The organism is Antribacter soli (assembly GCF_021568775.1).
GTDB classification, from domain to species: Bacteria; Actinomycetota; Actinomycetes; order Actinomycetales; family Cellulomonadaceae; genus Antribacter; species Antribacter soli.
Map to the genome: position 1 here is coordinate 20,620 of NZ_JAKGSG010000051.1, position 15,350 is coordinate 35,969.

Here is a 15,350-nt window from a genome sequence, read left to right on the forward strand (position 1 = left end):
GGCTCAGCCACGTGCCGTAGTCTCGGCCCGTGGACATCCTGGCCTGGACCATCGGCGTCATCGTCTTCGCCCTCGGGATTCTCGCGTCGATCGCACTGCACGAGGTGGGGCACATGGTGCCCGCCAAGCGGTTCGGCGTGCGCGTGAGCCAGTACATGGTCGGATTCGGGCGCACCGTGTGGTCCCGCACGCGCGGCGAGACCGAGTACGGGTTCAAGGCGATCCCGCTCGGCGGGTACGTGCGGCTCGTCGGCATGATGCCGCCCGCCCGCCCCGGCTCGCGGCCCGACGGCGGCTTCTGGGGACCGATGATCGCGGACGCGCGCGACGCGTCGTCCTCCGAGGTCCGCCCGGGGGAGGAGCACCGCGCGTTCTACAACCTGTCGACGCCGAAGAAGCTCGTCGTCATGCTCGGCGGACCGGTGATGAACCTGCTCATCGCCGTGGTCCTCATCGGCGTGTACCTCGTCGGCTACGGCACGCTGGTCACGTCCACGACGGTGGCGCAGCTGTCGGAGTGCGTGCCGACGTCGGTCACCTCGAGCTCGATGGGCGACGACTGCGGGCCGGACGCCGTGCCTGCCCCCTCGGTCGCCGCAGGCCTCGAGCCGGGAGACACGATCGTCGAGCTCGACGGCACCCGGGTGACCGGCTGGGCACAGCTCGTGGGCCTCATCAACGACGCCGCGGGGCGCGAGGTGCCCGTCGTCGTGGAGCGCGACGGGCAGCGCGTGACCCTGGAGGTCACCCCGGCCGCGATAGACCGGCCCGTCGTCGACGAGCAAGGCCTTGCCGTCACCGACGCCGACGGCGAGGCGCAGACCGAGCCCGGCGGGTTCGTGGGCTTCGCCCCGCTGCGAGTGCGTGAGCCCCAGCCTGTCGGTGCGGTGCTGCCCGCCGTCGGAGACGGCGTGTGGCAGACGGCGAGCATCGTGGCGACGCTCCCCGTCCGCGTGGCCGACGCCGCCCAGCAGGCCTTCACCGACGAGCCGCGCTCGCAGGAGTCGGTCCAGAGCGTGGTGGGTGTCCTCCGTGTCGCCGGCGAGATCGCGACTCTGGACGAGGCGCTGCTCGACCGCGTCATGTACTTCGTCGCGCTGCTCGCGAGCCTGAACATCGCCCTGTTCGTGTTCAACCTCATCCCGCTGCTGCCCCTCGACGGCGGGCACGTCGTCAATGCACTGTACGAGGGCGCGAAGCGGACCCTCGCGCGCGTCCGCAGCCTGCCTCTGCCGGGCCCGGCGGACGTGGCCCGCATGACTCCGGTCACCTATGTGGTCTTCGTGGCGCTCATCGGCGCGGGAGCGGTGCTGATCGTCGCAGACCTGGTGGACCCGGTCCGGCTGACGTAGCGGCCCCTGTGGGTGGTCGTACGGCGGGCGCGCACCCGCCGTACGACCGGGCTCTCAGTCCGTCGCGCTCTTCGCCCGGGCCCAGCGCCGGACCGCCTCGTGCGTCTCGGCCACGTCGCCGCCCTCGTACTCCCACGGCCACGGGCTGAGGTGCTCGTGGGTCGCAGCGAGGTGCTCGGCGGCCAGGTCGGCGTCCTTCGCGAGCCAGCCCACATAGGCAAGGAGGTTGTGCGACTGCGCCGCCCGGACGGGCGACGGGCCGCCAGGCCCGGCCTTCCACACTCCGACGGCCTCGGCGATCTCCGTCCGGGTCGCCAGGGACGTCAGGTGCCGTTCGGCTGCTCGCCGCGAGCGGTGGCCGAGCGCCGCGGCGTGCTCCAGGTGCGCGGTGACGACGAGCAGCGCGATCGCGTCCCCAGGTCGCGCGCGTTCGGCGCCCTCGCGCGCGAACGCGAACATCTCCTCGGCCGAGCCGAACCACTTGTCGCACAGGTATTGCAGGGCCGCCTCGTGACCGCCAAGATGGCGCGGCGACATCTCGCGCAGCGCGTCGAGGCGTGCCGTGAACTCGTCACGGTCGACCTGCTGGCCCCGCGCGAGCTCGACCAGCACGGCGAGCGGCGAGGGGTCCTTGGCGTCGAGCGCGGCGGCCCGGCGAGCCGTGGCCTCGGCGTCGTCGAGCGCGGCCAGGAACCGCTCGATGTTCTGTGCCTCGAACGCGGCGCCCCGCAGCTCCCACCCGTGGCGCAGGTAGGTCATCGCCTGGACGGTTCGGGCAGTGGCGTCCTCGGGCCGCTCGCGCAGCCAGTCGTCGAGCCAGCTCCGGCGGACGAGCGCTGCCTCGGCGAGCACGCCCACCCGGTCCCACCGCACGTCGTGGTCGGCCGTTGCGGCGAGCAGCTCGGCCGCCGGGTGCCAGTCGCCCGCGAGCGCGGCGGTCCGCGCCGAGGCCACGTCGACGTCGTCCAGCGCGCCGTCCGGCTGGACGAGCTCGGCGGGGTCGACGTCGGCGACGAGCAGGGCCTGCCCGTCCGTGGCCACGTTCACCAGATGCTTGACGAACCGGGTCCCCGTGGCCAGCACGACGAGCAGCGGTGTGATCCAGGCGCTCTGGACCGAGAGGGGGTGGATGCCCCCGCCCTCGTCGCCGAGGAAGGAGTCGACGGCCGGCTGCACGAGCCCGAACGCGAGCGCACCGACCGCGACCAGCAGGCCGAGATAGGCGACGACGAGGCCCTGCGTGCGCGCGCCGGCGGGCGCGAACCACCAGAGGGCGTCCGTGCGGACGCCGATGAGCCAGGCGGCACGCGATCCCGCGATCCACATGGTGAGCAGCCCGATGAGGGCGAAGACGATGGCGCCGAGGAGAACGGTCCCTGCGGGCGAGTCGAGGTCCATGAGCGCGAATGCTGACAGAGGAGGTGCCGTGAAAACGAACCGCCTGCTCAGGGGAGGGGGTGTGAACGTGACGGGGGGCTGCTCGAATCGGTGGATACTTGGTGTCGTGAGCGCTCCGATCAGCCTTGGTATGCCCGCCGCCCCGGTGCCCGTCCTGGCACCCCGCCGCAAGTCCCGCAAGATCCAGGTCGGGAAGGTTGCGGTCGGTGGCGACGCGCCGGTCAGCGTGCAGTCGATGACCACGACCCCGACGACCGACATCAACGCGACCCTGCAGCAGATCGCGGAGCTCACGACGGCGGGCTGCGACATCGTGCGCGTCGCCGTGCCGAGCGCGGACGACGCCGAGGCGCTGCCGATCATCGCTCGCAAGTCGCAGATCCCGGTGATCGCCGACATCCACTTCCAGCCCAAGTACGTGTTCGCCGCGATCGACGCCGGCTGCGCCGCCGTCCGCGTGAACCCGGGCAACATCCGCAAGTTCGACGACCAGGTCAAGGAGATCGCGAGGGCGGCGTCCGACGCCGGGGTCTCGCTCCGGATCGGTGTGAACGCCGGCTCGCTCGACCCGCGCCTGCTCGCCAAGTACGGCAAGGCGACCGCGGAGGCCCTCGTGGAGTCGGCCGTGTGGGAGGCGTCACTGTTCGAGGAGCACGACTTCCACGACTTCAAGATCTCGGTCAAGCACAACGACCCGGTCGTCATGGTCCGCGCCTACGAGATGCTCGCCGAGCGCGGCGACTGGCCGCTGCACCTCGGCGTGACCGAGGCCGGCCCGGCGTTCCAGGGCACCATCAAGTCCGCCACGGCCTTCGGCGCCTTGCTGAGCAAGGGCATCGGCGACACCATCCGCGTGTCCCTCTCCGCCCCGCCGGTCGAGGAGGTCAAGGTCGGCAACCAGATCCTCCAGTCGCTGAACCTGCGCCCCCGCAAGCTCGAGATCGTCTCCTGCCCGTCGTGCGGCCGCGCCCAGGTGGACGTGTACACGCTCGCCGAGAAGGTCACCGCCGGCCTGGAGGGCATGGAGACGCCGCTCCGCGTCGCCGTCATGGGCTGCGTCGTCAACGGCCCGGGCGAGGCTCGCGAGGCCGACCTCGGCGTCGCCTCCGGCAACGGCAAGGGCCAGATCTTCGTCCGGGGCGAGGTCATCAAGACCGTCCCCGAGGCGATGATCGTGGAGACCCTCATCGAGGAGGCCATGCGCCTCGCCGACTCGATGCCCACCCCCGAGAACGAGGCCCAGGCGACCGGGCCCGTCGTGACGGTCGGCTGAGGCGAGGCCGTCATGGCCGCGTGGCGCACCCCGGTCCACTCGGCCGGGGCGCGCCCCGAGCCCGGGCATGAACCGCGCGAACCAGGCGCTTCGCTCGTGGACGCGCTCGCCTTCGCGGACGAGCCGAGGGCCGAGGACGCAGGCGGGGCGCGGGTGCTGAGCATGCGCGACCTGCCCGAGGCGCTGGCCGTCTGCGCCGCCGACCCGGTCGCCGCCGTCCTGGCCGCCTCCCGCCTGGAGGTCGCCGAGAGCGCCGGCTTCGGCATGGCCGGCGGCCAGGCCTGGGGCTTCCCCGCGACCGGCCCGCTCGAGGCCGTGTGCTGGGCGGGCGCGAACCTCGTGCCCGTCACCCCGGTCGCGGACCGTCGGGCCGACGCCGTCGCCGCGTTCGCGGCGCTGGCCCGGGTGCACGGGCGCCGGTCGTCGTCGATCGTGGGGGACCAGGCCACCACCCTCGCTCTGTGGGAGCACCTCGCGAGGACCTGGCCGGCAGCGCGCGAGGTGCGCGCCGACCAGCCGTCGATGGCGATCGCCCGCGATCCCGACGTCGAACCGGAGGAGAGCGTCCGGCGCTCCCGCCTCGACGAGCTCGACCTCGTGCTGCCGGCGTGCGTGCGGATGTTCACCGAGGAGGTGGGCTACTCGCCCGTCGCCACGGGCGGCAGCGCGTACGCCGAGCGGGTGCGCTCTCTCGTGGTGGAAGGCCGTTCGTTCGTGCGCACCGTACCCAGCCCGCGCGGCCTGCCGGTGGTCGCGTTCAAGGCGGAGATCGGCGCGACGGCGGGAGGCGTCGCCCAGGTGCAGGGCGTGTGGGTGGACCCCGTGTACCGCGGGCGCGGCTGGTCGGAGTCCGGCATGGCGGCCGTCGTGGCCGAGACCCGGCGCACCGTCGCGCCGGTCGTGTCGCTCTACGTGAACTCGTACAACGAGCGCGCGCTGGCGACGTACCGCCGCGTCGGCTTCGAGCAGGTCGGGACGTTCGCGACCGTCCTGTTCTGACGCCCGCGCTACTTGAGGAGCCGGGACATCCGGCGGTCCGCCAGGACCTGGCCGTTCGTCTGACAGGTGGGGCAGTACTGCAGGCTGCGGTCCGCGAAGCTCACCTCGCGCACCGTGTCGCCGCAGACCGGGCACAGCTCGCCCGCGCGGCCGTGCACGCGCATCCCGGCACGCTTGGCGTCCTTCAGCTCCTTCGCCGGCTTGCCCGACGACGTCGCGATCGCCTCCCGGAGCACCTCGCCGATGGTCCGGTGCAGCCGGGCGGTCTCCTCCGCAGTGAAGGTGCGGGTCTGCTTGTACGGGCTGAACCGGGCCGTGTGCAGGATCTCGTCCGAGTAGGCGTTCCCGATGCCCGCGATGCTGCTCTGGTCCCGCAGCAGGCCCTTGACCTGCTGGTTGCGCTGCGAGAGCAGGCCGGCGAGCACCTCGGGCGTGAACTCGGGGTGGAGCGGGTCCGGGCCGAGGGAGGCAATCATCGGCACGTCGTGCGGGTCGCGGACCACGTGCACCGCCAGGCGCTTGCGGGTCCCGGCCTCGGTGAGGTCGAAGCCCGAGCCGTCGTCGAGCCGCACGCGCAACGCGAGGGCGGGCGCCGCACCGCCCCGCACCCGGCCGCCCGGCCGCACGGGTGCGAGGGGCAGGCTGTCCGACCAGCGCACCCAGCCGCCCCGCGCCAGGTGGAAGACCAGGTGCAGCTCCGAGGACTCTTCCGGCTGACGCGGCCGGACCGCCAGGTCCAGCCACTTGCCGTGCCGGGCCGCGCCCAGCACCCGTGCTCCGACGAGCGCCGTGACCGGCGGGTCGAAGGTCTTCAGGGCGGCGATCGACGCGAGCTCGACGGCCGCGACGGTGCGGCCGGTCGTGCGCTCGCGCAGGAAGCCGACCAGGGCCTCCACCTCCGGCAGCTCGGGCATGAGCCCATGCTGCCACGGCGTCCCGTCCCCGCAGCGGGGGAAAAACGGGCGAAGTGCCGAAGTAGAACTGCGGACATTCGGCGGGCCGCCACTCCTCCCGGTGCTTCCGGGCGGTTCTCCGCTGCACTCCGCTCCGGGCGAGTACCTCGGTCCTCGGCCCTCACCCTGCGCTGCGTTGCGCGTTCGACCCGCGGATAGGCTGTGCACCATGTCATCGGTTCTCCATCGTCGCGCGCGCGGCGACCTGCTGCGCATGTCGGCCCTCTTCGTCCGCACCCTCCGCGAGGACCCGGCCGACGCCGAGGTCGCGAGCCACCGGCTGCTCGTGCGCGCCGGCTACATCCGCCGCGCCGCCCCGGGCATCTACACGTGGCTGCCGCTGGGCCTGCGGGTGCTCGCCAAGGTCGAGGCGGTCGTGCGCGAGGAGATGAACGCGATCGGCGCGCAGGAGGTGCACTTCCCGGCGCTGCTGCCGAAGGAGCCCTACGAGGCGACCGGCCGGTGGGAGGAGTACGGCCCCAACATCTTCCGGCTCAAGGACCGCAAGGACGCGGACTACCTGCTCGCGCCCACGCACGAGGAGATGTTCTCGCTCCTCGTGAAGGACCTGTACTCGTCGTACAAGGACCTGCCGCTCGCGCTGTACCAGATCCAGACGAAGTACCGCGACGAGGCCCGGCCCCGCGCCGGCCTGATCCGCGGGCGCGAGTTCATCATGAAGGACGCGTACTCGTTCGACGTGACGGACGCCGGGCTCGACGCCTCGTACCAGGCGCAGCGCGGCGCGTACGAGCGGATCTTCACGCGGCTCGGGCTCGAGTACGTGATCGTGTCCGCGACGTCGGGAGCGATGGGCGGCTCGCGGTCGGAGGAGTTCCTGTCGCCGTCCCCGATCGGTGAGGACACGTTCGTGCGCTCGCCCGGCGGCTACGCGGCCAACGTCGAGGCCGTCGTCACGCCGGTGCCCGCGGCGGTGCCGTACGACGACGCGCCCGCCGCGCACGTCGAGGACACGCCCGACACCCCGACAATCGAGACGCTCGTCACGCTCGCCAACGCGAAGTACCCGCGCCCCGACCGCGAGTGGACGGCCGCCGACACCCTGAAGAACGTCGTGCTGGCGCTCACGCACCCGGACGGGCGCCGCGAGCTCGTGGTGGTCGGCCTGCCCGGCGACCGCGAGGTCGACCTCAAGCGGCTCGAGGCGGCCGTGGCGCCCGCCGAGGCGGAGGCCGCGGGCGAGGCCGACTTCGCCGCGCACCCCGAGCTCGTCAAGGGCTACATCGGCCCCAAGGTGCTGGGTCCGCAGGGCGCGGTGGTCGAGACGGCCGACGGCGGCAAGGCCTCCGCGATCCGCTACCTGCTCGACCCGCGCGTCGTGCCCGGCACCCGTTGGATCACGGGCGCCGACGAGCACGGCAGGCACGTGTTCGACCTCGTGGCCGGCCGCGACTTCACCGCGGACGGCACCATCGAGGCCGCCGAGGTGCGCGCCGGCGACCTGGCGCCCGACGGCTCGGGGCCCCTCGAGCTCGCGCGCGGCATCGAGATCGGCCACATCTTCCAGCTCGGCCGCAAGTACGCACAGGCGCTCGGCCTGACGGTGCTGGACGAGAACGGCAAGCAGGTCGTCGTCACGATGGGCTCGTACGGCGTGGGCGTCACGCGCGCGCTCGCCGCGCTCGCCGAGGCGCACCACGACGAGCGCGGGCTCGCCTGGCCGGCGCACGTCGCTCCCGCGCACGTCCACCTGGTCGCCACCGGCAAGGGCACCGAGGTGTTCGAGGCGGCGGCGTCCATCGCCGAGGAGCTGGCGGCCGCGGGCGTCGAGGTCATCTACGACGACCGGCCCAAGGTCTCGCCCGGCGTGAAGTTCGCCGACGCCGAGCTGCTCGGCGCGCCGCTGCTCGTCGTCGTGGGCCGTGGCCTGGCCGAGGGCGTCATCGAGGTACGGCCGCGCGCCGGCGAGTCGGAGCAGGTTCCCGTCGCCGACGTCGTCTCCGTCGTGACGGGCAAGGTCGAGGCGCTCCTGGGAGCGTGATCCCGGCCCGGGTGTGATCCCGGTGCAGAGGGGCTCCCGGTCCGCGGACCGGGAGCCCCTCACTGCGTCTGGTGTCAGGCCAGTGCCAGTGCCAGTGCCGGAGCCCGGTGCCGGGGTCCGGCGTCAGGCCGCCGGCGTCACCTGTTCGGGCAGGCCCGGGAACGCGGTGAGCGGCGTGCCCCACGTGGTGCCCGCGGTGGTCGCCTCGGCGAGGAGCGTGATGAGAACCCGACGGGTCCCAGGCTCGGCGACCCCTACGAGGGTCGCGTAGCCCGACGCGAGCCCGTCCTCGAGCTGCTGCGCGAGCGCCTCCGTGGTGACCTCGGCGCCAGGGACCACGTAGGCGACGCGGCGCGGGTCCTGATCGGTGCCGGCGGTGCCCGCGAGCTCTGCCCAGGCCTCGGCGCGCGCCCGGTGGACGGCGGCTCGCGCCACCGCCATGTCCCGCAGGGCACCGTCGGCCAGCGCGGCGCGCAGCTCGAGGGCGTAGCCCGCCGTGTCCTCCGCGAGGACGATGCCCGAGAGCTGCTCGGCGCTGAGCCCGCCGGGTGCGACGTCCGCGGGCGTCGGTTCGCCCGACGCCGCGTCCGAGGCGGCGGCTTCCGGTTCGGTGGCGTCCGCCGTCGGCTCGTCCACCTCGGGGGGGACGGGGATCACTGGATCCGCCGGGGCGGGGCCCTCCGTCCCGGTGAGGCCGGCGAGGCGGGACGCGGAGAGCGTCTGGGACGCGGCGATCGACGCGAGGAGCCGCGCGAGCGGGCCGTCGGCGGTGGTGTCGGCGGCGGAGCGGCTGCGCCCGGCGGCGTCCATGAGCGAGACGACGACGTCCGCGGGGGCTGCCACGGCAGGGGCCGACGCGGAGGGCGTGGGGGTCCCGTCGCCGAGCACGTCGGACAGGCCGGAGTCGTACTCGCCGCCGAGCTGGGCGACCTGGGCGTCCGAGAAGTCGGAGATCTGAGTCAGCTCCGCGACGACCTCCGGCGCGGTGCCGGCGACGAGGGCGGCGGCGTCGGCCTGCTGCGAGACCAGCAGCGCGTCGGCGACGGCCGTGCGGCGCACCACCTCGACGGCGTCCGGGGCCGGCTCGCCCGGCGGCGGCGTCTCCAGCCGCACGCCGCAGCCGCCGAGGAGCAGGGCGACGGCGAGAGCGAGGGCGCCCTTCCGGCCCGCGCGGGTCCGGCGGGTGGCCGGCATCCGGCCTGGCTGGTTCGTCGACGGGATCATCGTCGCTGATGATGCCACGTCCGCGAGTGCGACCTGTGCCGGAACGGTGACGGCGAACGTCACGTTGTTCCGGGAGGGCTGGACGCGCGTGTTTCGTTAGGCTTGTCCCAGCACACACAACAGCACATCGGTCGAACCGTTCCGGCTCGAACCGTACCCGGTGGCCCGAGATCGATCGGGCGGCGGGAGAGCCTACGGGAGGCAGGCGATGGCACAGCACGCGGACGAGGTCCGGCGCGTCGTAGGACCGGTGGTCGAGGCGGCGGGCCTCCACCTGGAGGACGTGGCGGCATCGCAGGCCGGGAACCGGTCGGTCGTGCGCATCACCGTCGACCTGCACGAGGACGCCCTGGGCAGCCTGGACTCCGATACGCTCGGCGAGGTCTCGCGGGGCATCTCTGCCGCGCTCGACGGCGACGACGTCGTCGGAGGCGCGTACACGCTGGAGATCTCCACGCCGGGCACCTCCCGGCCCCTGACGGAGCTGCGTCACTTCAAGCGGGCTCGCACCCGCCTGGTGACGCTGCGGCTCACCGACGGGAGCACGGTCGAGGGTCGCCTCGTCGAGGTGGAGGGGGCTGGCGAGGACGCGGAGCTGGTGCTCGACGACGGCACCCGGGTCCCGGTCGGCTCGGTCGCGAAGGGCCGGGTCGAGGTGGAGCTCAAGCGTCTGGAGGAGGCCGAGGCCGCCGACGGCGAGGACGGCACCGCCCCGCACGACGACGAGTACGACGACGGGTACGAGGACGACGACGCTGCGGATGCCGACGTGCCCGGCGTGCGCGAGAGTGCAGATGCTGACGACGACGCGACGCAGGCGCCGGGCGCCGGCCGCAACGAGGAGAGCTGACATGGACATCGACATGAGCGCGCTGCGGATGCTGGAGCGCGAGAAGGACCTCAGCCTGGACGTCCTCGTGTCAGCGATCGAGCAGGCACTGCTCTCCGCCTACCACCGCACGCCCGGCGCGTACCAGCGGGCGCGCGTCGAGCTGGACCGGTCCACGGGGCACGTGACGGTGTGGGCCCGGGAGGAGCTGCCCCCGGCTTTCGAGCCTGAGGACGGCCAGGAGCGCGCGCCGCTGGAGCTCGGACCGGAGTTCGACCACACGCCGAAGGACTTCGGCCGGATCGCCACGGCGACGGCCCGCCAGGTCATCGTGCAGCGCCTGCGCGACGCCGAGGACGACCAGGTGCTCGGCATGTTCCGCGGCAAGGAGGGTGAGGTCCTGGCGGGCATCATCCAGCAGGGCCGCGACCCGCGTGTCGTGCTCGTCGACGTCGGGGGCACGGAGGCGGTGCTGCCCCCGCACGAGCAGGTCCCGACGGAGGAGTACGTGCACGGCGAGCGCCTGCGCGGCTACGTCGTCGAGGTCGCCCGGGGAATGAAGGGTGCCCAGGTCACGTTGAGCCGGACGCACCCGAACCTCGTGCGCAAGCTCTTCGAGCTCGAGGTCCCGGAGATCGCGGACGGCTCGGTCGAGATCATGGCCGTGGCTCGCGAGGCCGGGCACCGTACGAAGGTCGCCGTCCGGTCGCGGGTGTCGGGCCTGAACGCCAAGGGTGCGTGCATCGGCCCGATGGGCGCTCGCGTGCGGGCGGTCATGGCCGAGCTCCACGGCGAGAAGATCGACATCGTCGACTACAGCGACGACCCGGCGCACTTCGTGGCGAACGCGCTGTCGCCGGCGCGTGTGTCGTCCGTCACTGTCGTGGACGAGGACGCGAGGGCGGCCCGCGCGGTCGTCCCCGACTACCAGCTCTCGCTCGCGATCGGCAAGGAGGGCCAGAACGCCCGCCTCGCGGCCAAGCTCACCGGCTGGCGGATCGACATCCGCTCGGACGAGGGCGCGGACGCCGCAGAAGGTGGCTCACCTGGTGCGGCACCGGGCGCTCCCGCCGCCGGGCGGCGGTAGCGGGCGGTGGCGCGCGGTAGACTGTCCGAGTCTGGGCCGCGCGCCCGTCATTCGACCCACCCCGCACCGACCTTCACGGGTCCCGTGCGCACGTGCGTCGGGTGCCGGGAACGTGACCAGCGGTCTGCTCTCTTGCGTCTGGTCCTCGACACGACGGCACCCCAGCCACGGCTGGTCGCCGACGTCGGGGCCCGCTTGCCGGGGCGCGGCGCCTGGGTCCACCCCACGGCGCAGTGCCTGGAGCTCGCCGAGCGTCGCAAGGCCGTGCCGCGCGCGCTGCGCGTGACCGGCCCCCTCGACCTGGCGGTCGTCCGGGCACACCTCGGCCTGTGAGCGGTCCGCGAGCAGGCTTGGCTGCCGGCCCCCGGGCCGGCACCGTCCCGACCGGGCGCAGAGCCCGGCCGCACCACACGATTCGTCGACAAGGAAGCGGGTCAGAAGCCGATGGGCACCCGATGAGTCCCCAGCGATGAGTACTCAGTACTAATGACGGTCCTCCCTGTCTTGGGTGGACCGAGACAGGAGAGTTGTGGCAAAGATCCGCGTTCACGAGCTTGCGAAGCAGCTCGGAGTGGAGAGCAAGACCCTGATGGCCGAGCTGAAGGCCGCAGGTGAGTTCGTTCGTTCGGCCTCCTCGACCCTCGAGACGCCGGTCGAGCGGGCGATGCGCGACAAGTTCACGAAGTCCGGAGGCCAGGCCGGCGCGCCCGCACCGTCGCAGGGCGGCGCTCCCAAGCCTGCCGCGGCCCGTCCGGCGGCCCCGAAGCCCCCGGTCAAGGCGGCTCCCGCCGCTGCGGCACCTGCTCCGGCGGCTCCGGCTCCGGCTCCGGCCGCACCCAAGCCCGCCGAGGCGGCTCCGGCCGCCGCGCAGCAGGCTCCACAGACCGTGACGCCGCCGGCCCAGCCGCCGGCCGCACCGGCCCCGTCCCGGCCGGCGCCCGCCCCTGCGGCGCCGCGCCCCACGAGCTCTGCCCCGACCCCGGGGCCCCGTCCGGCGACCCCGCGCCCTGCCGCGGCGCCGGGCAGCCGTGACGGCGGCGGTCGTCCGTCCGGCCCCCGCTCCGGCGCACCGCGCCCGGGTGGCCGCGAGGGCGCCCCGCGTCCTGGCAACAACCCGTTCGCGCCGAGCCAGGGAATGCCCCGGCCCGGTCAGCGTCCGGAGCGCAGCGACCGTCCGGACCGCGACGCCAACCGCGCTCCCCGCGAGGGCGCCCCGCGTCCTGGCAACAACCCGTTCGCGCCGAGCCAGGGCATGCCCCGGCCGGGTCAGCGTCCGGAGCGCAGCGACCGTCCCGAGGGCGGCGCGCCCTCGGGCGGTCCCCGTCCGGGTGGCCCGCGTCCCGCGGCGGCACCGCGTCCGGGTGGTCCGCGCCCCAACCCCGGCATGATGCCGGGCCGTACCTCCATGCCGCGTCCGGGTGACCGCCCGGCGCCGGGTGGTGCCGGCGGTGGCCGTGGACGCCCTGGTGGCGGCGGCGGTCGTCCGGGTGGTGCCGGTGGACCGGGTGCCGGTGGTGCTCCGGGTGCCGGCGGCGGTTTCGCCGGTCGTCCCGGTGGCGGCGGCGGTCGTGGCGGTGCCGGTCGTGGCTCCACGCAGGGCGCCTTCGGGCGCGCCGGTGGCAAGCCGGTCCGCGGGCGGAAGTCCAAGAGGGCGAAGCGCCAGGAGTTCGAGCAGATGCAGGCGCCGTCGCTGGGCGGCGTGCAGGTGCCCCGTGGCAACGGGAACACCATCGTGCGCCTGCGCCACGGCTCGTCCCTGAACGACTTCGCGGACAAGATCGACGCGAACCCCGCGTCGCTCGTCACCGTGCTGTTCCACCTGGGCGAGATGGCCACGGCCACGCAGTCGCTCGACGAGGACACGTTCGGCACGCTGGCCACCGAGCTCGGCTACGTCATCGAGATGGTGTCGGCCGAGGAGGAGGACCGCGAGCTGCTCGGTGCGTTCGACATCGACCTGGAGGCCGAGGAGGCCGCCGAGTCCGACGAGGACCTCGAGGCGCGTCCGCCGGTCGTGACCGTCATGGGTCACGTCGACCACGGTAAGACGAAGCTCCTCGACGCGATCCGCAAGACGGACGTCGTCGCGGGCGAGCACGGCGGCATCACGCAGCACATCGGTGCCTACCAGGTGACGCACGAGCACGAGGGCGTCGACCGCAAGATCACGTTCATCGACACCCCGGGTCACGAGGCGTTCACCGCCATGCGTGCTCGTGGTGCGCAGGTCACGGACATCGCGATCCTCGTGGTCGCGGCGGACGACGGCGTGATGCCGCAGACGGTCGAGGCGCTCAACCACGCCCAGGCCGCCGGCGTGCCGATCGTGGTCGCGGTGAACAAGATCGACAAGGAGGGGGCAAACCCCGCCAAGGTCCGTCAGCAGCTCACCGAGTACAACCTGGTGGCCGAGGAGTACGGCGGCGACACCATGTTCGTGGACGTCGCGGCGAAGCCCGGCATCGGCATCGACGACCTCCTCGAGGCCGTCCTGCTCACTGCCGACGCGGCGCTCGACCTGCGTGCAGTCGCCAACAAGGACGCCCGAGGCGTGGCCATCGAGGCCAACCTCGACAAGGGCCGCGGCGCCGTCGCGACGGTGCTGGTCCAGGCCGGCACGCTGCACGTCGGGGACGCGATCGTCGCGGGCACGGCCCACGGCCGTGTGCGTGCGATGTTCGACGAGCACGGCAACGCGCTGACCGAGGCCACTCCGGCCCGTCCGGTGCAGGTGCTCGGTCTCGCGTCGGTGCCCAGCGCCGGTGACACGTTCCTCGTGGCGCCGGACGAGCGCACCGCTCGCCAGATCGCCGAGAAGCGTCAGGCCGCCGAGCGTGCCGCCCTCCTGGCGAAGCGCCGCAAGCGCATCAGCCTCGAGGACTTCACCAAGGCGCTCGAGCAGGGCAAGGTCGAGACCCTCAACCTGGTCCTCAAGGGCGACGTGTCCGGTGCCGTCGAGGCACTGGAGGACGCGCTGCTCAAGATCGACGTCGGCGAGGAGGTCCAGCTGCGGGTCATCCACCGCGGCGTGGGTGCCATCACGCAGAACGACGTCAACCTGGCCACGGTCGACAACGCCGTGATCATCGCCTTCAACGTGAAGTTCGGTGAGCGCGTCGAGGACCTGGCCGACCGCGAGGGCGTCGAGGTCAAGTTCTACTCGGTCATCTACCAGGCGATCGAGGACGTCGAGGCGGCCCTCAAGGGCATGCTCAAGCCGGAGTACGAGGAGGTCCAGCTGGGCTCCGCGGAGATCCGCCAGGTCTTCCGCTCCTCGAAGTTCGGCAACATCGCGGGCTCGATCGTCCGGTCGGGCACCATCCGCCGTAACTCGAAGGCACGCGTGCTGCGCAACGGCACGGTGGTGGGGGACAACCTCACGATCGAGTCGCTGCGCCGCGAGAAGGACGACGTCACCGAGGTCCGCGAGGGCTTCGAGTGCGGTATCGGTCTCGGGTCGTACAACGACATCAACGATGGCGACGTCATCGAGACCTTCGAGATGCGGGAGAAGCCCCGCAGCTGACGGCCGGGTCTCGCCCTGGTGCCCGACGCCGGGCGTTCGCCTTCCTCAGGGAGGCGGGCGCCCGTCGTCGGGCACCTGCGTGCGAGGCCGTGTCCGGGCGGGGAAACCAGAACAGGAAGCTGAGAAACATGGTCGACCACCCGCGGGCCCGCAAGCTCGCCGACCGCATCAAGGAGATCGTCGCGCAGATGCTCGACACCCGTATCAAGGATCCCCGTCTCGGTTTCGTGACCGTGACGGACGTCCGCGTGACGGGCGACCTGCAGAACGCGTCGGTGTTCTACACCGTGTACGGCACGGACGAGGAGCGCGACGGGTCCGCCGCCGCGCTGAAGAGTGCCACGGGCCTGATCCGCTCGGAGGTCGGCAAGCAGACGGGTCTGCGTCTGACGCCGACGATCGAGTTCCACCTCGACTCCGTGCCCGAGACCGCCGCGCACCTGGACGCGGCCCTGATCGAGGCGCGCCGCCGGGACGCGGAGCTCGAGGCCCTGCGAGCCGGCGCCCGGTACGCCGGCGACGAGGACCCGTACCGCAAGCCGCGCGACGAAGAGGACGACGTCGAGGGCTGACGCCTTCCGGCTGACGACAGCACGCCGGAGTAGGACCAGCCGAAAGCGGAACGGCACGCGGGAGGGTGCGGGCGATACGCCCGCCCCCCACCCCCGGGCGGTACGCCGCGCCCCCGTCCACCCCCAGGACCGCGC

Annotated in this window: 12 protein-coding genes; 9 read left to right on the plus strand and 3 right to left on the minus strand. The window is 73.2% G+C overall.

The genetic code is table 11. The annotated features are described in order from the left end of the window. Window positions 1-29: 29 nt before the first annotated feature. A complete protein-coding gene (locus L1785_RS18345) occupies window positions 30-1,352 on the plus strand; it encodes a M50 family metallopeptidase (RefSeq protein ID WP_308113376.1) in 1,323 nt (440 codons plus the stop codon). A gap of 54 nt (window positions 1,353-1,406) precedes the next feature. Here the strand turns inward: L1785_RS18345 and L1785_RS18350 are convergent, their stop codons facing one another. Then, window positions 1,407-2,750, minus strand: coding sequence for a hypothetical protein (locus tag L1785_RS18350; protein ID WP_236090744.1), 1,344 nt, complete (start codon window positions 2,748-2,750; stop codon window positions 1,407-1,409). A 130-nt stretch (window positions 2,751-2,880) separates the two neighbouring features. Here L1785_RS18350 and ispG point away from each other — a divergent pair, with 130 nt between their 5' ends. Together ispG and L1785_RS18360 are read left to right on the plus strand one after the other, a co-directional pair. Then, window positions 2,881-4,023, plus strand: a complete 1,143-nt coding sequence (gene ispG, locus L1785_RS18355; protein ID WP_236090756.1) for a flavodoxin-dependent (E)-4-hydroxy-3-methylbut-2-enyl-diphosphate synthase — start codon at window positions 2,881-2,883, stop codon at window positions 4,021-4,023. Window positions 4,024-4,035: 12 nt separating this feature from the next. Next, entirely contained in the window at window positions 4,036-5,022 is a 987-nt protein-coding gene (locus tag L1785_RS18360; RefSeq protein ID WP_236090745.1) for a GNAT family N-acetyltransferase, read from the plus strand. An 8-nt stretch (window positions 5,023-5,030) separates the two neighbouring features. Here the strand turns inward: L1785_RS18360 and L1785_RS18365 are convergent, their stop codons facing one another. After that, window positions 5,031-5,936, minus strand: a complete 906-nt coding sequence (locus L1785_RS18365) for an Fpg/Nei family DNA glycosylase (RefSeq protein WP_236090746.1) — start codon at window positions 5,934-5,936, stop codon at window positions 5,031-5,033. A 208-nt stretch (window positions 5,937-6,144) separates the two neighbouring features. Here L1785_RS18365 and L1785_RS18370 point away from each other — a divergent pair, with 208 nt between their 5' ends. Further along, window positions 6,145-7,977: a proline--tRNA ligase gene (locus tag L1785_RS18370; RefSeq protein ID WP_236090747.1), complete on the plus strand. Its 1,833-nt coding sequence runs from the start codon at window positions 6,145-6,147 to the stop codon at window positions 7,975-7,977. A gap of 123 nt (window positions 7,978-8,100) precedes the next feature. Here the strand turns inward: L1785_RS18370 and L1785_RS18375 are convergent, their stop codons facing one another. Further along, window positions 8,101-9,201 carry a DUF4439 domain-containing protein gene (locus L1785_RS18375; RefSeq protein WP_236090748.1) on the minus strand — a complete coding sequence of 367 codons (1,101 nt, stop codon included), beginning with the start codon at window positions 9,199-9,201 and terminating at the stop codon, window positions 8,101-8,103. A gap of 208 nt (window positions 9,202-9,409) precedes the next feature. On the opposite strand from L1785_RS18375, the gene rimP reads away from it, so the two are divergent. From rimP to rbfA, 5 genes are all read left to right on the plus strand, one after another. Beyond that, window positions 9,410-10,051 (plus strand): ribosome maturation factor RimP, encoded by a 642-nt coding sequence (gene rimP / locus L1785_RS18380; protein WP_236090749.1) that lies wholly within the window; start codon window positions 9,410-9,412, stop codon window positions 10,049-10,051. Between the two features lies 1 nt (window position 10,052). Continuing rightward, window positions 10,053-11,117 carry a transcription termination factor NusA gene (nusA, locus tag L1785_RS18385; protein ID WP_236090750.1) on the plus strand — a complete coding sequence of 355 codons (1,065 nt, stop codon included), beginning with the start codon at window positions 10,053-10,055 and terminating at the stop codon, window positions 11,115-11,117. Between the two features lie 132 nt (window positions 11,118-11,249). Beyond that, window positions 11,250-11,450, plus strand: a complete 201-nt coding sequence (locus L1785_RS22925) for a YlxR family protein (protein WP_236090751.1) — start codon at window positions 11,250-11,252, stop codon at window positions 11,448-11,450. Between the two features lie 196 nt (window positions 11,451-11,646). After that, window positions 11,647-14,643 (plus strand): translation initiation factor IF-2, encoded by a 2,997-nt coding sequence (gene infB, locus L1785_RS18395; RefSeq protein WP_236090752.1) that lies wholly within the window; start codon window positions 11,647-11,649, stop codon window positions 14,641-14,643. Window positions 14,644-14,771: 128 nt separating this feature from the next. After that, on the plus strand, window positions 14,772-15,215 hold the full coding sequence (gene rbfA / locus L1785_RS18400) for a 30S ribosome-binding factor RbfA (RefSeq protein WP_236090753.1): 444 nt from the start codon (window positions 14,772-14,774) through the stop codon (window positions 15,213-15,215). The last annotated feature ends 135 nt before the right edge of the window (window positions 15,216-15,350 follow it).

Bases quoted from the DNA above. Each gene is read 5' to 3' on its own strand.
- L1785_RS18350 (WP_236090744.1), bottom strand. From the start codon at position 2,750: ATGGACCTCGACTCGCCCGCAGGGACCGTTCTCCTCGGCGCCATCGTC.
- ispG (WP_236090756.1), top strand. From the start codon at position 2,881: ATGCCCGCCGCCCCGGTGCCCGTCCTGGCACCCCGCCGCAAGTCCCGC.
- L1785_RS18360 (WP_236090745.1), top strand. From the start codon at position 4,036: ATGGCCGCGTGGCGCACCCCGGTCCACTCGGCCGGGGCGCGCCCCGAG.
- L1785_RS18365 (WP_236090746.1), bottom strand. From the start codon at position 5,936: ATGCCCGAGCTGCCGGAGGTGGAGGCCCTGGTCGGCTTCCTGCGCGAG.
- L1785_RS18370 (WP_236090747.1), top strand. From the start codon at position 6,145: ATGTCATCGGTTCTCCATCGTCGCGCGCGCGGCGACCTGCTGCGCATG.
- L1785_RS18375 (WP_236090748.1), bottom strand. From the start codon at position 9,201: ATGATCCCGTCGACGAACCAGCCAGGCCGGATGCCGGCCACCCGCCGG.
- rimP (WP_236090749.1), top strand. From the start codon at position 9,410: ATGGCACAGCACGCGGACGAGGTCCGGCGCGTCGTAGGACCGGTGGTC.
- nusA (WP_236090750.1), top strand. From the start codon at position 10,053: ATGGACATCGACATGAGCGCGCTGCGGATGCTGGAGCGCGAGAAGGAC.
- rbfA (WP_236090753.1), top strand. From the start codon at position 14,772: ATGGTCGACCACCCGCGGGCCCGCAAGCTCGCCGACCGCATCAAGGAG.